This window comes from uncultured Adlercreutzia sp., from assembly GCF_958431955.1.
Classification (GTDB): domain Bacteria; phylum Actinomycetota; class Coriobacteriia; order Coriobacteriales; family Eggerthellaceae; genus Adlercreutzia.
This window is the reverse complement of the sequence record NZ_CAUASN010000014.1, coordinates 21151-38690: the sequence shown is the minus strand read 5'-3', so window position 1 is coordinate 38690 and position 17540 is coordinate 21151. Positions and strand designations below refer to the sequence as shown.

Here is a 17540-nt window from a genome sequence, read left to right as displayed (position 1 = left end):
GGGCTCGGGGGCGGGGCAGATCGGTCGCCGGGTAGTGCAGGGAGAAGGCGACCTGCTACCTCTCGAAAATGTCTCCGTTGAAGGTTTGCCGGAACGTGTCCAGAATCTGGTGCGGGTTGTCGACGAGGGCCACGGCGCGCGGCGTCATGGTGTAGCGGTGGGTCTCGCCGCCGAGCAGCCAGCGCGTGGGCACCGTATCGATCACGGTTATGGCGTCGTTGCGGCACACGTCCTGGCAGCTGCGGCACTTCACACAGTCGCTCGGCGCGTGTTCCACGCCGATGGCGCCGTCGGCGTCGTCGAACTTGCGGATGGCGCCGGTCGGGCAGAATGTGGCGCACATGCGGCAGGAGTCGCAGCGGGTGGCGTCGATCACTACCGCGCCGGCCAGGCGACACTCGATGGAGGGGGCCGCAGGCTCGCCCAAGGCTGCCAGCGCATCAAGCAGCCGCTCGCGCCGGTCGGGCACGAAGTGCGGCAGCGTGCCGTCGCGCATCACGTGGAGGGAATGGGCTGCCACCTTGCGGCTGTGACCGGAATTCCAGTAGAAGCGCATGCCAGGTCCGGCCGTGGCATCGGCCGCCTCCGCCTCGGGCGACGAGAGCGACACGGGGGCGGAAGGAGTGGCGGCGGTGCCAGGGTCGTCTGCGCTGGCGGCGCCAGCAGGCACGCCGGCCTCGACACCGCAAGCGGTACCGCAGGTAGCTGCGGCAGCCTCGCGCGAATCCGCAGCGCCCGCCAGCGCATCGGAGCCCTCCCTCGCCCGGATCGGCGCGCATGCACGCTCCTCGGCGAAGAAAGCGTCGCAAGCCGCACGGGCCGCCTCGGCAGACACACCGCTCGCAAGCACGCCCTCGGGCACCTCGTCGGTCACAACGATGTCCGCGGAAGAGCCCCAGGCGCCCAGCAGCATGCGGGCCGTCTCGGCTACGAGCTCGGCCACCTCAAGCCCATGGCGCTGGGCACAGCGGTCGCACCGCCCGCACAGCACCGTCACATGCGAGACGCCCTCGGCAGCCAGGGCCGCCAGCAGCGACTCGTCCACCCGCCCCGCGCACACCACCGATGCGCAAGCGCCTGGTGCGAGCCTCTCGCCAAGCGCGGCCTCCACCTGGCTGCAGGCGATGACCACTTCCCCACCGCGCACCGCTCCAAGGCACGCTGCCTTCAACTCGGCATCGCTCGGGTTCAAGGCCTCCAACGCGCAGGTGGGGCACACCGTGGCGCAGGTGCCACAGCCCACGCACTGGGCCGCATCAAGCACGAGCTCGCCATCGACGAGCGCGATGCAGCCCGACGTGCAGGCCGCCGCGCACTTCAAGCATTCCACATTGCGGTTGCGCACCTTGGCGCACCGCTCGCGGTGCACGCGAATCGCCTCGCCGTCCACCGCCTCGAAAGCAGCGCCCACATGCCGATGCGCCGCCGCATCAATCTTCTCAACCATGATCGCTCCTCTTCTGCCAATCGAAGGTCTCTCCCAAAACCCTCAACCGGCACCGATCAAACTCGCTTTTAATATCTCCTCAACGTCGGGCTCCGGCGTCCGTGGCCAACGACCTCTGCGCGCCCCCTGGAGAACGCGGCCCCTAAGAAGCAGATTCCACTTCAGCATCAGCGATACAGGGATAGTACCGACCGATGTGCGTCATCCCCTCTGCTTCTTCTGCCGCGTTCGGAAGGGGATAAGCGCGCAGCGGGCGGCGGCCACGGGCGCCGGGGCCCGGCGGCAAGCAGACGTCTAGTCCAGCTTCGGCTCCAAATCCTCCAGGGTCGGTTCCAACACCTCCACCGTGCCCTTCTTCTTCGACGGTGCGAACACCGGCATGGTGATGGCCTTGGTGGGGCAGGCATCCACGCAGGCGCGGCAGCGGGTGCAGTCGGCCATCGTCAGCTCGCCGAACTCGGGGTGGCGCAGGTTAATGTCGAACTCGCACACCTCGGCGCACTTGCTGCACGAGGCGCCCTTGGCCGTCTCGAGGCACTTCTCGTCGTTGATGACCGGCACGAAGGTGCGCGAGAAGCGGCCCACCAGGTTCATGAGCGCCGACAGCGGACAGAAGCGCGTGCACCACTTCCTCAGAAACACGAGCTCCACGATGAGCAGGGCCGGAATGAGGATGATGCCGATGGTGGCATCACCCGCCGAGAAGGCGCGCCACAGCACGAGCACCGTGGCGAAGGTGAGGCCCACCGGGCACACCAGGCAGAATACCGGGAACCCGAAGATGGCCGTGGAGAGCAGCGCCCCGCCGAGCACCGCATGGCGCGAGTCCAGCTTGCCGTGCTTCACCGGCTGGCACTTCCCGCAGGCGCCGCAGGCGTGGCCCTTGGCATCCGCACCGTCCTTCGCGAGCTTCAGGCTCTCCAGCTCCTGCTGCGAGATGGCCTTGATCTCGGCATTCTTCTGCTCGGCCAGAGCGCGGCGCTTCTTAGGCGCGCGGAAGTAGTCGCGAATGCGGTAGATGAGCGTGGTCGGGCACAGCCACGAGCAGAAGGCGCGACCCACCAGAAGCACGAGGGCCGCCATGATGACGAGCGAGATCACCGCGCGCGGGATCATGGTCTTCGTGGCGATCATAGTGCCGAGCGCGCCCAGGGGGCACAGCGCGGCGATGGTATCCCAGCCGAAGCCGGACAGGGTGCCGGTGCTCACGCCGGCAATGAGGCCGCCGGCCATGACGGCGAACGCGGCAGCGGCGATGATGGTGCGGAGGTTCTTGGTCTTCATAGGTGCCCCCTAGGCCTCGATGGGACGCACCACGATGGCGCGCTCGTTGGACTTGATGGAGCCCGAGGACAGCGACAGGCACACGGCCTGGCAGGCGCCGCAACCGTTGCAGCGGTCCTCGATGACGTAGGGAATGGGATTCGCGCCGCCCTCGTCCTTCAGCTCGATGGCGCCGTACTTGCAGGCGTCGTAGCAGTCGCGGCAGCCGGTCAGGCGGTAGGCCAGACACGTACGCGGATCGATCTCGGCGGTGCCGATGATGATGTCGCCGGTCTCGGCGGTCTCGGGATTACCCACGGTGTAGTCGGCGGGAAGTTCCAGGGCGTCAGTGGGGCACACCGACACGCACAGGGGCACGCCGCCGTTCTCCTCGTAGCAGAAGTCGCAGTAGTGACCCGTGTTGAAGTCGAGCATGGGGCTGCGCATGCCGAGCAGGCCGTCCTCGATCTTCGCCGGCACGATAACGTTGCGCGGGCAGGCCTCGTAGCAGCGCTCGCAGCGGATGCAGCCGGACACGAGATGCGCCTCGTCGGTTCCTCCGGGCGGGCGGTTCAGCGGGTTGTGGCCCGCATAGCGCAAGGCGCCCAGGCCCAGCAGGGCCACCGTGGACCCCGCGCCGATGAACAGGCCGCGGCGCGTGATGCCGCCGCGCTCCTCGCGCTTGGCCGCTGCCGCATCAACGCTCTCCAACGTCGGGGCCTCGGCGGCGCCTTCCTTCTTCTCCTCTTCAGCCATAGCTTCTCCTCTTCATTCCGCTTAAATGGCTTCAAAATCACGGTTTTGTGACGCTGGCGACGAAATTGAACTTCATCGTCTCTCGCCGACCTGGGAAAACTCTTCGGATCAGTTCATCGAACCCGATTTTTCCCGTCGAAACGTAACAAAACCGTCCTTTTCAAGCCATTTCGCGCGATTTTTCTCGCGAAGCGAGGGGCTCGGTAACAAAACCGTCATTTCCAAGCCACTCCAGACCGCCCGAACCACCAGGGCCGTCCGGCCCGCTCAGGCCACCCGGCTGTCAGGATCGGCCACCCGCAGCCCGCGCCCGCGCGCTCGCCCGAACCACCAGGGCCGTCCGGCCGACCGCTATCCGCGCGCTCGCACCAGCACACGCACCTGGGTGCTCGAAGCAGGCGGGGCGACCCACTTGCGTCGCCTGCGGGGCTCATCCGTTACGTTGAGCCGCCCCGCCTCTCGTTCGTTCAAAAAGGGAGCCGCGCCGACCGACCAGAGACGGGACGGCTCCCCGCGTTCACGCTAGTTCACGCCCCACTGGAACTGGATGAGGGCGTTCACGGCTACCTCGTAAAGCAGCACGCGCCACACGATGGTGCCGATCACGGCGCACACGAGCGCGATCACGGCGGCCACGAGCACCTTGTCGGCGGGCACCTTGCCGGTCATGGCCAGGAAGGTGACCACGGCAGGCACCGCGCAGCCGATCACGATGGAGCCGAGCCAGAAGGCGAGCGCATGCTGGCCGGTCATGATGGCGCCGGTGACGGCCTCCTCAGCACCGCGCATGGGCACGTCGGGCAGCGTCGGGTCGAAGTAGTACTGCATCTCGGTGTAGTGCTCGCCCATGCCGGAGATGGCCACGGCGTACACCACGGTCACGATGGCCACGCACACCGTGCCGATGAACCCGATGGTGCTCGACAGCTTCACGGCGTCCTCGCACTTCACGGCACCGGCGATGATCATGGCGGCGATACCGCCGAGCATCACCGTGGCGGCCACGTAGTACACGGGCAGAAGCATGGTGTCCCACACCGGGATGGCGGCCATGAGGTAGGAGTCGCCCGTCGCGAACGGCAGGGCCACGGACACCACGATGGCCAGGATGGCGCACCACTTGGGGGCCACGCCCTCCTCGGAGCGGCGCATCATGAGGAAGTACAGCACCACGGCGATACCGAAGATGATCACGAAGATCAGCTCGATGGTAATGCCCGAGGTGATGTGGCCGAAGCCGTTCAGCATGCGCAGGGGGTTCTCCAGGTGGAAGAACACCGCCAGGCCGCCCACGGCCAAAGCCACGATGGCGCTCACGCAGGACGCCAGCTGCATGGCCTTGCCCTTGCCTGCCAGGGTCAGGATGCCCTGGGTGAGGAAGATGCCGCTGGCCAGGCAGTTAAAGAACGTGAAGAGAATAAGGGGCCACTGAATTTCCATTGGTAGTTACTCCCTCCACTTGCGGCCCTCACGCAGCAGGTACATGATCTTGGGATCGTTGCCCTTGTTGGTGAGATGGTGAATATCGTTTTCGGTAAAGGCTTCCACGTAGTCCTTGAGCTTGACGCGGGTCTTGGTCATCTCGTCGTACTGGCAGCCCGGGCTGTCGGGATGGGCCGGCGCCTCGAAGTTCGCCACACCCTGGTCCAGATCGCCGAAGAAGCGGGCGCGGGCGCCGCACTGGGCCACGCACTGGGGCAGATCGCCCTGGGAGATGCGCTGCTCGCACAGCGTGCACTTCTCCACGACGCGCTCCTCCTCGTTCAGGTAGCGCACGCCGTAGGGGCAGGCCATGGCGCAGAACTGGCAGCCGATGCACTTGTCCTTGTCGATCTGGATGGTGCCGTCCTCGGCCACATGGGACGCCTCGGTCGGGCACACCTTCACGCACTCGGGGTTCTCGCAGTGCTGGCACTGGACGGGGAGGAAGTACATCTCCACGTCCGGGTAGGTACCGGAGCCGCCCTCGATGGGATGCGGGCCGACGCGCAGGGTCTTGATCCAGAAATTGCCCACGTCGACGCCGTTGATGGCCTTGCAGGCAACGGTGCAGGCAAGGCAGCCGGTGCAGCGGTTCAGGTCCGTGATGATTGCGTAGTTGGACATAGCTTCTACCTCCTTCCTTTATTCCTTGACAAGGCTGATCGTCTGCAGGCCCTGAGCATCGGACTTCGCGTAGGTGAGCTCCACCTTCGAGTCGTCCAGACGCGGGTCGTTGGCCAGCCATTCCTTCAGACGCGGGTCGTTGGCGTTCGTGATGGCCTCGTTGCCCCACGGGTCGCACGGCACCGGGTTGCCGAACGGCGAGTTCTCCTCGGTGGCCTTGTAGACGACCATCGGGTTGCCGCGCAGCTGGGACGCACCGCAGATCCAGCACTGGGCGTACTTGTCCATGGTGCAGTTGATGCCGACGAGCTCGAAGCCGTGGGCGGCGTGGTCCATCTCGGGGTACCACCAGGCGTGGTTGGCGTTGGTGGTGCCTTCCTTGATGCCGTAGTACAGGTCGGCCACCTCGCGGATGGCGCCCCACGGCGTGCGGACCCAGATCCAGTCGCCCTGCTCGATGCCGAGGCGCGCCGCGTCGTTCGGGTTCATCTCGAAGCGCGGGGACGGCCACAGCTCGCGGCACCAGGGCAGCTGACGGTGCTCGGAGTGGAAGTACACGGGCTGGCGAGCGCCGGAGGTGCAGATGAAGGTGGCCTCCGGGTTCTCCTTCACGGCCTTCTTGTAGGCCTCGAGGTTGTCGGTGTCGCCGTTGTCGGTGGCCTGACCGGTGCCCACGCCTTCGATGAGGTGGTAGGGCTTGTTCAGGTAGCTCTCGCTGTTGTAGGAAGCGCCGTCCACCAGGTTGGCGTCGTACCACTCGGGTGCCTGCACGCGGGAGTTCTTCGGCTCGAACCAGTGCGGGAACTTGTCGATGTCCGGAATGTCGCCGGCATAGGCGTCGCGATCGGGCGAGCACACGTCGGCGAAGTACGGGGTCTTGTCGCCCACCTTCACCGTAGTGCCCGGGGTCTCAAGCACATAGGACTCGGTCACGGTATCGCCGATGTAGGACTCGCAGATGGTCGACCAGATCTCCACCTTGCCGGTGGGGGTGCCGAAGGCGCACTTCTCGTCCACGGCGGCGTACAGGTTGTAGCCGGCCTGCTGGCGACGGTAGCCCATCTCCCAGCGACGGTAGGTGCCCCAGCGCTCGGGATGCCACTTACGGCAGTCGAACCAGCCCTCTTCCTGGAACTTCGCCGCGTACTGCGGGAAGTCGGGGCCGTCCGGGAACTCCTCGGTCTTCCACCAGTCGGTGGCGTCCTTGAGCACGCGGTACTCCTGCTCGTCGTAGCCCACAGAGCCGCCGGCCTGGATAAAGTCATGGTAGTCGAGGTTCAGCCACTCGTCGTACTCGGGGTCGCGGTCGTTGAACGGCACGCCCATGGACTTGTGCAGGCACACCACGAAGGTCGGGTCGAAGACCACATCACCGATGGGCTCCACGCAGCGTTGGCCCGCGCCGAAGATGCCGCCGGCGCCCTGGGACACGCGGCCGGTGTTGGTCTCCAGCCAGTGGGTGCAGGGGAACACGTAGTCGGCAGTGCCGTTGTTCGGGCAGGACCACAGGTTGATGTCCACCCAGAAGTCGAGCTGCGTCAGCGCGTCCCACGCCTCGAGCAGGTTCGACTGGTTCATGAAGTCGCCGGACATGCAGATGCCGCCGTAGAGCTTGTAGGGGGAGTCGATCTCGCGGATGGCGTCCCAGATGGAGGAGGCGTCGGTCCAGGAGTTCCAGAAGCGCAGCAGCGGGAAGCGCTCGGCGGAGATCTGGTCGGCGTTGGTCTCGAACGGGGTCTTCACGCCCGGGAAGGCGCGGGAGCCCTTGTAGTCGCCGCCCTTGCGCATGGCGATGATGCGGGCTTCCTCATCGGTGGGGATGTGGTTGCCGTAGCGCTCCATGAGCGGGGAGTTCTCGTCCTGCAGATACTTCACGAAGTTCTGGATCAGCGGAATCTGGTCCTCGATGGACAGGTCGCGCGGCGTGTTGCCGAGCTCCATGGTGCCGATGCCCTCGCGGATACCCCAGTCAACGGGCTCGTGATCGGTCACGATCATGTTGGCGCGGCCGCAGCAGCCGTCCACCTGGGCCTTGGAGGAGCCGCGGTTGCCGGCGGGCTCGTCGGAGTTGCCGGTCAGGCAGGCGATGAGCTGCAGGGCGCGGGTGTTCTGCACGGCATGGCCGGTCTGGTCGGGAGCCAGCTGGTAGTGGATGCCGCCGTTGCCGTGGAGCGGGTTCAGGCGCGTGGTGTAGGTGCGCACCGCCTCCTCGATCTTATCGGCGGGCACCTCGGTGATCTCGGAGACGCGCTCGAGGGTGTACTCCTCCAGGTTGTGCTCCCACTCCTGCCACACGGACTTGGCCTCGACCATGGCGCCGCTCTTCAGCTTCAGCTGCACGCCGTCAGGCCACAGCTCGGGATCCTTCGGCAGGCCCTTCGGGTTGGACTTGGCGCCCTTCTCGTTGCCCTCGCCGGTCCAGTAGGCGTCGTAGGCCGGGTCGGCCGGGTCGGCGAACTTGGAGGGGTCGGGCAGCCACGCATCGGCGATGATGGGCTTGTAGGGGTGCTCGATCCAGGTACCGGTGGTCGGGATCTTGTGCTTCTCGCCCTCCCACTGGCATTCCTCGGCGTCCCAGTAGGTCGGCTTCTCGTTGGCGGCGTCCCAGCAGATGAAGCGGCGGTAGGAGTACTGCTCCGGCGCCGGCTCCCAGAACTGGGAAACCCACTCGCGGTCGAGATCGGCCTCGGTGATGAGACGGCTCGTCATGTGGATGCCGCCGTTCATCTCCAGGAAGTAGCCCTTGTAGGTCTTGCCGTTGGCCTCGGGGTTGTACAGGAACGGGCCGTTGGACCAGCGCTTCACGAAGTTCTTGTCGTAGGCGTCGTTGTCCACGATCCACTTCAGCCAGCCCAGCGACAGCGCCAGGTCGGTGCCGACGCGGATGGGCAGCCAGATGTCGGCCTCCTTGCCGAGCGGGCTCATGCGCGGGTCGACGAGGATGTGCTTGTAGGCGCGCTGCGAGCAGTCGACGACGGTACGGTTGGTGGAGTCGTAGTTCGAGTACTCCGACGCGGTGCCCCACTGCACGTACACGATCGGGCCTTGCTCCACTTCCATCCAGGGCGAGCCCTTCTCATCGGTGAGCACGCCGCCGAAGTGGCGGGGGCCCTTGCAGATCTCGTAGGCCGAGTGGAAGTTGTGGGTGCCGAAGACGGACTTCAGCGTGCCGTAGGGCGGCTGCGCCCACACACGCGAGGTACCGCCCATGGAGAAGATGGCCTTGCCGCCGTACTTCGAGATGATCTCGTTGTACTTGGCACCCACCTCGTCCATGGCCTCCGCGAAGTTCACGCGGACCCAGCCCGGATCGTCCTCGCCCTTGGGGTTGGTGCGCTTCATGGTGTAGCGCAGGCGATCGGGATGGTACAGAGCCAGCATGGACGACTGCGACTTGGCGCAGCAATGTCCGCGGCTGTGCGCGTTGGACTCGTCACCTTCAACCTTGATGACCTTGTTGTCCTGCACGGTGACCCACACACCGCATTCGCACTTACCGCATGCGCGGCAGCAGGAACGGATGCGCTTGACCTCACCAGCTGATTCGTCGACGCCCTCGGCCAAAGCCGCAGACGGAGCGGCGGCAAAGCTCAAGGTGCTCGCAGCGCCCGTGACGGCGGCGGCCTTCAGGAAGCTGCGACGAGTCAGTGAAAGTTTAGCCATGGGTCCCTCCTCTCTCTTAGAGTAGATAGCTTTCAACAAAACACCGGGAGCCGCCGGCGGGGCCTTGGGCGGTGCGCCTCTTGGATGGAGGGGAGAGGCGTCCGCCGCGGCCGTCGGCAAGCTGCCGATGTTTTGTTGCCCAACGGTGGGAAATGATACGGAGCCGTTACGTTTCGCAATCATAAGAGCAGGCCGATTCGGGCCCGCGCAATCATCCGCAAGCTCATCTTTTCGGGATGATTTCCCTGTTCGTGCCCCTCCTATACTGGTCGGCGAAGAGGATAGGCGGCAGCTTGGGCACCCGCCGGCTGCCAACAGGAAAGGAGACCCCCGATGGCTAAGCCCCATCCCTCCATGGCGTTGCTGCTCGATCTGGACGAGCGCCTCGTGGACAACGATCTGCGCCTGGAAATCGACCGCTGCTACTCTTATTTGGGAACGCCGGTGGTGCGCACGCACCCGGCGACCGAGGACACGCCGGTCAACGCCATCCGCATGATGGTGCGCGTGGGAGCGCGCGAGTATCTGGACTCTGCGGCCGAGGGCGCCGATGAGCTGTGGAACGACTCCATCGAGCACTGGCTGCTGAATCAGGTGCATGCTGTTGAGAACCAGATGAAGATCTTCAACCGCCGCCAGCGCGAGGAGGGCCGCGACGAGCTTACCTTCACGTGGCTGGAAGTGGAATTGCAGGGCGGCCGCCTTATGGTGCGCCTGCGCCTGGATTCCTCCTGCGGCATCGACCCGGCCGACAGCGTGTGGGTGACCCGCGTGCGCACGGCCCTGAACGAGGGCGCCCTCGGCGAGAACGTCGTGGCCGTGCAGCTGCCCTCCGACGCGTCTTACGAGCAGCAGCACGTCGCCGGCATGGCGGCGCTCGCGGCCCGCAAAGTGGCCGAGGAAGAGGCCGCCCGGGCCGCCGAGGAGACCGCAGCGGCTGAGACGGCCGCGGCCGAGGAGGCCGCTGCGGCGGCGTTCATGGCGTCGCCGACCCTGGTGGCCGAGGCCGAGGAAGCGGCCCGCGAGGCCGAGGAGGCCGCCGACATCGTGGTGCAGGCCCGCATCGCCCGCGACCTGGAGGCTGCCGAGCGCGGCGAGCTCGAGAAGACCCCCGAGCAGATCGTGGCCGAGCGCATCGCCGAGGAGGCCCATCTGGGCGAGGACATCCAGAAGAAGTACGCCCTGCCCGAGGCCGACTTCCCCATCGCCTTCGACCAGTGGACGGTCGTCTACGCCGACGGCACCACCCGCGATTTCGACGCCACCTGCGGCGTCCTGGCCGAGTAGGAGGCGCCATGACCGACGTGATCGCCGAGATCGCGGCCTTCAACGGCCGCATCGCCAAGATCGCCGGGCCCGTGCGCTCCGGCAAGACCGAGGCTTTGGTGCGCCGCGCCGCCACGTTGGTGGCTGGCGGGTGCGCGCCCGAGGACATCCTGCTGTGCACCTCCACCGCCGAGGCGGCCCGCGTGGCGCGCCGCCGGCTGGCCGAGGCCCTCGCCGTTGCTGGCAAGGCCGACGCGGCAGAACTTGCGGCCCGCGCGAACGTGACCTGCGCCCGCGAGGTGTGCCTGGCCGTGCTCGATGCGCCCGAGGCCCGCGCGGCCACCGGGCGCACGCCGCGCGTGCTGGCGCCTTTCGAGTACAACTTCTTCCTGGAGGACATGAAGACGCTGGGCACCCCGGCCCGGCGCCTGCGCTCGCTGCTGCGCCACTTCCAGGAGCAGTGGTGCGCCGGCGCGCCCGAGGAGGAGTGGATCGTGCCCGGCGAGGAGCGGGAGACGCTCGATCTGACCCGGCGCCTGCTCACCCGCACGAACGCCATGCTGGAAGACGAGGTAGCCTACCTCTGCAGCCGCTACCTGCAAAGCGATGCGGGAGCCAAGGCGCGCCAGCGCTTCGCCCACGTGCTCGCCGACGACTTCCAGAACCTCTCGGCCGCCCAGCAGACCTGCCTGTGCCTGCTCGCCCGCGACCAGGTGATCGTGGCCGGCAACCCCGACGAGGCCGTGGCCGTGGCCACCGACTTCCCCGCGCCCGAGGGCTTTGTCACCTTCGACACGCTGCGCCGCGGCGTGGAGGTGTTCGCCCTGGAAACCGCCTTCGGCAACCCCGACATCACGGGCTTCTGCGATGCCGTGGTGCGCGCTGGCAACGAGGACGCCCTTGCCGCCGATGAGCGCGCGGGCGAGATCCGCGACATCGCCACGGTGAAGTGGAACACCCCCGACGAGGAGTTCAACGGTCTCACGCGCTACCTGTTCGCCGTGAACGCCGAGAATCCCGAGGCCATCCAGGCCGAGACGTGCATCGTGGCCCCCAACAAGCAGTGGGCCCACGCCTTCTCGCAGATGCTCGTGAAGCGCGGCTTCGCCGTGTCGTCTCTGGGCTTCGAGCGTCTAGCCGGCGACCCCCGCGAGATGAGCCGCGCCAAAGCCCTTGTGGCCTACACGGCGTTGAACCTTATCGCCGATCCGGAGGACCTGTTCGCCTGGCGCGCCTGGCTCGGATACGGGAACTACCTCACGCTCTCCGACGGCTGGAAGTTCCTGCTGGAATGGTGCGACGAGCACAACGCCACCATCTTCGACGCTCTGGACGCCGCCAGCGCCGCCCGGGCCGCCGGCGAGGCGGAGCCCTACCCCCGCGCCGAGCGCCTGGCCGAGCGCTACGATGCCGGTCGCGCGCTCATCGAGGCCAACCGCGCCCGTGGCGGCCACGGGCTGCTCGCGGCCGTGGGCGCCGCCGACCTGCGCGACTTCGCAGCCCTGGCCGAGCGCATCGTGGGCGACGAGAATGCGGCGGCTTTGTACGCTGCAGCCCGCGCCACCCAGTTCGCCCCGGTGCACGAGGACAACCCCCGGGCGGTGCGCGTGAGCTCCTACGAGCAGATGTGCGGCTGCTCCTACCGCGCCGTGTACGCCGTGGGCTGCGTGGACGGGTTCGTGCCGGCCCGCGACGCCTTCGAGGTGGTCTCCACCGACGCCGACCGCGCCCGCGTGCGCGAGACCGACCGACGCGCCTTCGCCGCCGCAGCCGGCAAGGCGAGCGACGCGCTGATGTTCTCCACCTTCAGCAAGGCCCCGCTCGAACTGGCCGAGCGCACGAAGATGCAGGTCTCCCGCGTGCGCATGGAATCCGGCGAGCGTGTGGCCACCCTGCGTCCCACCTGTTTCTTGGAGGAAGCCGCCGTGTCAGCCCCCATCACCTTGGGCGGCCAGGCCCTCCTCGCCGACATGGGCATCGACTAGCCACGCGGAAACATATCCGCTTACACAGAGGAGCCCCGGAAATCGGGGCTCCTCTTATTGCGCCAGGCGCCCGTTTTGCCTAAAACACGTTTTCTGGCTTGAAAATCACGGTTTTGTTACCGCCACAGCCCTTTAAGGCGCATCTTGTAATACGCCATCTGGGAAAACAGGCCCTCGCGTATTACGGAACCGCCTTATTTTGCCGAAATCGGTAACAAAACCGTGATTTCTAAGCCATTTGAGCGCACATAAGCGCGCCGAGCGCCTTCAGGGAGGCTCCGTGGGCACCGACTCTGGTTTCGGCAGATGTCAACCGCACAGCAACTGCATACGCGCGCAGACATGCGTCGACCCCGCGTAAGGGGGAGGCGGGGTCGACTCGAAAGGAGGGGGAAGAGGGGGTTGGTAAAAAAGAGCTAGGCCTCCACGGAGTCCAGAAGCTCGCGCAGGACGGCCTCGTCTTCCTGGATCGTGCCCAACGTCAGCTGGCCCAAGCCCTGGTAGAACAGGGTGCGGGCGTGCATGCGCATGTCGGTCACCATCATGGGAACCCAGTTGATGAGGTGGTTCTCCAGGAAATCGTAGGAGGTGCGCAGATAGGCCACGGCCTCGTCCTCGGCGTCTTCAGCCAGGGCCTCGGCGGCGCGCAGGGCCATGCGCTGCATGAACTCGAGCTCCAAGGCGATGTGGTCCTCGGCCTCGTTCCAGTCGCCGCGCTTCAGCTCGTTCTCGCGCAGCGTGGCGAGCACCTCGGCGCGGGCCTCCTGCATGAGCAGACGGCGCTCGGAAGTGTACACGCTCTCGTAGGGGTAGGCCGCCGAGTAGCCGTTCACGCCGTGGCCGATGAAGGTGCTCACGTAGTCCACAGCAAGCTCCGTCACCGAGTCGTCCCAGGCGCGCTTCAGGTAGTCGTACAGCTGGTGGTAGCCCTCGTCCACAGCAGCGTTGCCCGTGGCCTGGGGAAAGCGCATGCCCTGCAGCTCGCGCAGGGTCGCCAGGTCCACTTCCTCGCGGAACAGACGGGCGAGCATCCCGTAAGAGCGGGCGCGGGTGTTCATCAACTCGACGAGGTCCACGTCCTCGGTCGTCTTCACGTCTTCCATCACAGCCATGATCTACGCCTCCTTGCGCGCCTTCAGCTCAGCGAGCATCGCGCGTCCCAGATCGGTCAGGTTCCAGGCGCCCTCGCCCCACAAAATGCAGTCGGTCGCCTCCAGAATGTCTACGAAATGCTGGCCGAAACGCCGCGGCGACTTCGTGATGTCCATGGTGTCGGTCAGCTCCTCGATGGCCGTAAGCTGGCGGGGCGCCTCGGCCAGCGCGTCCATCACGCGCTCGTACACCTCGGCGTAGCGGGACTCGTCGGAGTCCAGCACGATGGCGCGGAACTGGGCGCCGCTCATGTACTCCGCGCGCAGCTCCAGCGCATCGGCGGTGGCGTGCCAGATGGGATCCACCGTCTCCTTGATCTCCAGATAGCTTACGCCCTCTTCAGCGTTCTCCTGCTCCTCAGCGGTCTCGGGCATCTCCAGCGTGAGCGCGCCGGCCCGCTCCAGCATGCGGCAGAGCGTCATGGGGGCGTACACCGACCAGTTATCGCGCTGCCACTTTTCCACGCGCTCGGAAATGATGCTGGAGGCGCAGCCGCCCTCGCACAGGCCGATGATGTTCAGCAGCACCGGCCGGCGGTTGGGATTGCGCACGATGAGCGCCTGCAGGGCCGCCCGGGCGCTTCCCTGGCGCTCCGGCGAGTACACCGGATCGTGATGCACCGTCTCGGGCATGTTGCGCATGGTGGGGTAGTCGATGGTGTCGTAGGGGTTCTCGTCGTCCATCCACTCTTGGTCGATGACCGAGTCGTCCACCGCCAGGGGGTCGAACTCGTCGTCGAAGGCGAGCAGGTCGAGGGTGTCCTCCCCCGCCGTCTTCGCTGCAGAATATGCCATGGGGCACCTTCCTTTCTTCTATCCTCTTCGCCATCTATTGTAGGAAGACAGCCGGGCGCATCTTCATACGGCCAGGTCGTATCTGGAGGTCACGGCATCATCCTCTCGTGATGATTTGCGAAGCGGACGAGGATGATTCCGCACGACAGAGGCCCTTTTCACCTTGACGTTTCCCGCGGGCGCGCCATAATGGGGGTGCGTTGCGAAACTGCGGGGCTACCGAGTTTTAGGGAGCACTTATGACCAACGCAGCATTCGGCAAGAAGACTCTTGCCATCGCGGTTATGGCCAGCCTCTGTGCGGCCCTGATCGCCGTCCCGGCCTATGGTTTCTACCATGTGCACGACGACGGCGTGTCGGACGGATCGCAGGGCCTGGGTGCCTACGAGGTCTTCATGGTGGTCGACGAGACCGCCGTGGGGGGCGACGTGCACTCCGACCTGATGTTCGTTCCGGCGGGCAGCACGGCCGATGTTGTCCTCGACGAGGGCATCATCTCCAGCGAGAACCAGGCCGGTCTGGACGCCATCCACAACTATGACGTCCAGTCTGTCGCCGAGTACCTCGCGGCCAACGGTTACAACTACACGGTTGCCGTGTATCCGACCGGGGAGGTTCAGGCCTACAAGGATGCGGAGGGCGCCTACGCCGCCACGTCTCAGAACGTGAGCGAGGCCTACACCGCCGCATCGAAGGGCGACGGCAGCACCGTCGTCGATCGCTACGACAACGTGGTGATCACGGTGACCAAGTAGGTCGCCACCTTCGGGAGGGCCGTCGTCGACCAGCGGCGGCCCTCCCCCCTTTTCGCGGGCCGATAAGGCGCGCGGAGAACTTGACGCTGGCCAGCGCGCGATTCTATAATCCGCTGACTCAGTGTTAAGAAGACGAGAAGAGACGACAGGGGAACCGGCGCCAAGGGGGATCATGGGCTTTCACGTACCGCGCGTCACCATCAGCATCGACTTCGGCAAGGAGGCCTCGTTCGGCGAGTTGAGCCTTATCTCGCTCGGCTACGGACTGCACCAGGCCTGGATCTACAGCTCCATGTTCGACAAGGGCGGCATCTTCGGCACGGCTCCGCTGGAAGTGAGCCCCTTAAACGAGGAGCTGTCCCTCGCCTACTTCATGTCCATCCTCGTGTACGGCATGCTGCTGCTCATCACGAGCGCGCTGGACACCAAGCTCATCCGCTTCTTCCACGCCACCCCCACCCTCGTGGGCGCGGCGGCCCTCGGCACCGTGGGCACGCTGCTTCTGCTTCTGCCCGCCTCGGCCGGCTGGAACACCGAGATGACCCAGATCGCCTCGGGCGTGCTCACGGGCGCCGGCTCCTCGGTGCTGCTCATCGCCTGGGGTATCGCCTTCGCGCGGCGCGACTCGGCCTCCATCGTCATCAACGGGGCGCTGTCCATCGCCATCGGCTTCGGCATCTACGGCGTGGTGCTGCACCAGCTGCCCTTCCCCGTGGGTGCCGTTGCGAGCGCGCTCATTCCCGTGGCCGAGGTGGCGCTGCTGCTCGTACTGCGCTCCCACGTGAGCCTCGATTTCGACAACCGCCGGCTCATCTTCAATCCGCTGCCCATCAACCAGGCGCGCTTCGTGTTCCGCTTCGGGCTGCCGGTGTTCTTCCTCGGCGTGGCCTTGGGCGTGCTGCGCCAGACCTCCATCGAGACGGTGCTGCCCGGCGCCGGCTTCGAGGACCAGGCCATCCTGTTCGTCACCGCCTGCTGCGCCATGGTGCTCATCATGGTGACGTTTCTGGCCCTCGGCGGCAACGAGCGCTGGCATACCTTCTTCCGGCCGCTCATTCCCTTCATCGCCGTGACGGCCGTGTTCATCCCCGTGTCGGCCGGAAGCGATTCGGTGCTCACCACCTCGGTGGTGCTCATCGGGTACATGACCTTCGAGGCGCTCATGTGGATCTTCTTCGCCGAGCTCTCGCAGCGCTTCCGCCTGTCGCCCATCTTCGTGTTCGGCCTCGGCCGCGGCGTGATGGCCCTGGCGGCCCTCGGCGGATCGCTTCTGCCTGTGGCGAGCGCCGCTTTGCCCGGCATTCCGGCCATGGGCGAGACGGGGCTTGTGATTCTGGTGATCGTGGCCATGATGGTGGCCTACGCCCTTCTGCCCGAGGAGCGTGAGATGATGACCATCGTGTCCACGGCTCCCTGCGTGAAGCTGGCCGCCCGCACGCCGGGCACGCCGCTCGTGGTGGCGAACTTCGCCGACCGGGCCGAAGACGCGGCCTCAGAAGGCGGTTCGACGGCGGAAGCGGGCGGCATGGCGTCGCACGCATCGGCGCCGGCGGGAGCCGCCGGGGAAGGCTCACAGGGCGGGGAAGGTGCCGCCCGCGAGCCGCAGGCGATCGCGGGAAACGTCGGTGCCGAGAACGCCGGCCCCGATACTCAGTCGGCTGCCAGCGGCACCGGCGTTGCACCGGCCACTGCGAGTGCGGCAGGCATCGGCGTCTCCGCCACCCCGGCATCTCCCGCAACCCCGAGCACAGGCGGGGCTCCCGGGGCAAGCGCAAGCGTCGCCGTCGCGAACCCCGCCGCTCCCACTTCCGCCGACCCCTCGGCCGCCGCTGCGATGCCGGCGAGTCCTACGGCCGCCACCTCCACCACGCCGTCAGCCTCCGCAAGCGGCACTCCCGTGTCCGAAGCGCGGCGTACCATGCTCGGCGAGACGGCCGAAGCCGACGACGAGGGCGCCCGCATGGGCCGCTTCCGCCTGCGCTGCGAGGCTGTGGCCAACACCTACCTGCTGTCGCGCCGCGAGAGCGAGGTGCTCTACTACCTGGCCCGCGGCTACAAGTCGGCCTCCATCCAGCAGCAGCTCTACATCTCCGAGGGCACGGCGAAGACCCACATCCGCCACATCTACCGCAAGCTGAACGTGCACAACCAGCAGGAGCTCATCCTCCTCATCGACGAGGTGGAGCTGTAGAGAGCTTTTTGCGGGCCGATCCCAACCGGGTCGGCCCGCTTCTCGTGCAGGGCGGCTCGAGAATCCCAAATGGTATTCCTCGAAAATCCCCAATGGATTCCCTCGAAAATCTCAAATGAAAGTCCTCGAAAATCCCAAACGGTAGCTTCAATAAGCACAGAA

The 17540-nt window shown here is 66.4% G+C and carries 12 protein-coding genes; 4 read left to right on the top strand and 8 right to left on the bottom strand.

The features are described from left to right. Positions 1–55: 55 nt before the first annotated feature. The 6 genes from Q5064_RS05980 to Q5064_RS05955 form a co-directional block, all read right to left on the bottom strand. A complete protein-coding gene (locus Q5064_RS05980) occupies positions 56–1447 on the bottom strand; it encodes a 4Fe-4S binding protein (RefSeq protein ID WP_302963027.1) in 1392 nt (463 codons plus the stop codon). 294 nt (positions 1448–1741) lie between these two features. Beyond that, complete coding sequence (locus Q5064_RS05975) at positions 1742–2731, bottom strand: 4Fe-4S binding protein (RefSeq protein ID WP_302963025.1); 990 nt, start codon at positions 2729–2731, stop codon at positions 1742–1744. 9 nt (positions 2732–2740) lie between these two features. Then, on the bottom strand, positions 2741–3466 hold the full coding sequence (locus tag Q5064_RS05970; RefSeq protein WP_302963023.1) for a 4Fe-4S dicluster domain-containing protein: 726 nt from the start codon (positions 3464–3466) through the stop codon (positions 2741–2743). A 522-nt stretch (positions 3467–3988) separates the two neighbouring features. Then, a complete protein-coding gene (locus tag Q5064_RS05965; RefSeq protein WP_302963021.1) occupies positions 3989–4906 on the bottom strand; it encodes a DmsC/YnfH family molybdoenzyme membrane anchor subunit in 918 nt (305 codons plus the stop codon). 6 nt (positions 4907–4912) lie between these two features. Next, positions 4913–5572, bottom strand: coding sequence for a 4Fe-4S dicluster domain-containing protein (locus Q5064_RS05960; protein WP_302963020.1), 660 nt, complete (start codon positions 5570–5572; stop codon positions 4913–4915). An 18-nt stretch (positions 5573–5590) separates the two neighbouring features. Continuing rightward, complete coding sequence (locus Q5064_RS05955; RefSeq protein ID WP_302963018.1) at positions 5591–9235, bottom strand: molybdopterin dinucleotide binding domain-containing protein; 3645 nt, start codon at positions 9233–9235, stop codon at positions 5591–5593. Positions 9236–9568: 333 nt separating this feature from the next. On the opposite strand from Q5064_RS05955, the gene Q5064_RS05950 reads away from it, so the two are divergent. Together Q5064_RS05950 and Q5064_RS05945 are read left to right on the top strand one after the other, a co-directional pair. Further along, positions 9569–10522, top strand: coding sequence for a hypothetical protein (locus Q5064_RS05950; protein ID WP_302963016.1), 954 nt, complete (start codon positions 9569–9571; stop codon positions 10520–10522). A gap of 8 nt (positions 10523–10530) precedes the next feature. Then, the gene (locus Q5064_RS05945) at positions 10531–12486 is read left to right on the top strand and encodes a UvrD-helicase domain-containing protein (protein WP_302963015.1); all 1956 of its coding nucleotides are present in this window, start codon (positions 10531–10533) and stop codon (positions 12484–12486) included. Positions 12487–12902: 416 nt separating this feature from the next. Here Q5064_RS05945 and Q5064_RS05940 read toward each other — a convergent pair whose 3' ends face one another. Next, positions 12903–13598 (bottom strand): molecular chaperone, encoded by a 696-nt coding sequence (locus Q5064_RS05940; protein ID WP_237563853.1) that lies wholly within the window; start codon positions 13596–13598, stop codon positions 12903–12905. 3 nt (positions 13599–13601) lie between these two features. Beyond that, positions 13602–14432 (bottom strand): hypothetical protein, encoded by an 831-nt coding sequence (locus Q5064_RS05935; protein WP_302963013.1) that lies wholly within the window; start codon positions 14430–14432, stop codon positions 13602–13604. 239 nt (positions 14433–14671) lie between these two features. Between Q5064_RS05935 and Q5064_RS05930 the strand changes: the two genes are divergently transcribed. Together Q5064_RS05930 and Q5064_RS05925 are read left to right on the top strand one after the other, a co-directional pair. Further along, positions 14672–15187, top strand: a complete 516-nt coding sequence (locus Q5064_RS05930) for a hypothetical protein (RefSeq protein WP_302963012.1) — start codon at positions 14672–14674, stop codon at positions 15185–15187. Positions 15188–15359: 172 nt separating this feature from the next. Further along, on the top strand, positions 15360–17378 hold the full coding sequence (locus Q5064_RS05925; RefSeq protein WP_302963011.1) for a LuxR C-terminal-related transcriptional regulator: 2019 nt from the start codon (positions 15360–15362) through the stop codon (positions 17376–17378). The last annotated feature ends 162 nt before the right edge of the window (positions 17379–17540 follow it).

Bases quoted from the DNA above. Each gene is read 5' to 3' on its own strand.
- Q5064_RS05960 (WP_302963020.1), bottom strand. From the start codon at position 5,572: ATGTCCAACTACGCAATCATCACGGACCTGAACCGCTGCACCGGCTGC.
- Q5064_RS05930 (WP_302963012.1), top strand. From the start codon at position 14,672: ATGACCAACGCAGCATTCGGCAAGAAGACTCTTGCCATCGCGGTTATG.
- Q5064_RS05945 (WP_302963015.1), top strand. From the start codon at position 10,531: ATGACCGACGTGATCGCCGAGATCGCGGCCTTCAACGGCCGCATCGCC.
- Q5064_RS05950 (WP_302963016.1), top strand. From the start codon at position 9,569: ATGGCTAAGCCCCATCCCTCCATGGCGTTGCTGCTCGATCTGGACGAG.
- Q5064_RS05965 (WP_302963021.1), bottom strand. From the start codon at position 4,906: ATGGAAATTCAGTGGCCCCTTATTCTCTTCACGTTCTTTAACTGCCTG.
- Q5064_RS05925 (WP_302963011.1), top strand. From the start codon at position 15,360: ATGGGCTTTCACGTACCGCGCGTCACCATCAGCATCGACTTCGGCAAG.
- Q5064_RS05975 (WP_302963025.1), bottom strand. From the start codon at position 2,731: ATGAAGACCAAGAACCTCCGCACCATCATCGCCGCTGCCGCGTTCGCC.
- Q5064_RS05970 (WP_302963023.1), bottom strand. From the start codon at position 3,466: ATGGCTGAAGAGGAGAAGAAGGAAGGCGCCGCCGAGGCCCCGACGTTG.
- Q5064_RS05935 (WP_302963013.1), bottom strand. From the start codon at position 14,432: ATGGCATATTCTGCAGCGAAGACGGCGGGGGAGGACACCCTCGACCTG.
- Q5064_RS05940 (WP_237563853.1), bottom strand. From the start codon at position 13,598: ATGGCTGTGATGGAAGACGTGAAGACGACCGAGGACGTGGACCTCGTC.
- Q5064_RS05955 (WP_302963018.1), bottom strand. From the start codon at position 9,235: ATGGCTAAACTTTCACTGACTCGTCGCAGCTTCCTGAAGGCCGCCGCC.
- Q5064_RS05980 (WP_302963027.1), bottom strand. From the start codon at position 1,447: ATGGTTGAGAAGATTGATGCGGCGGCGCATCGGCATGTGGGCGCTGCT.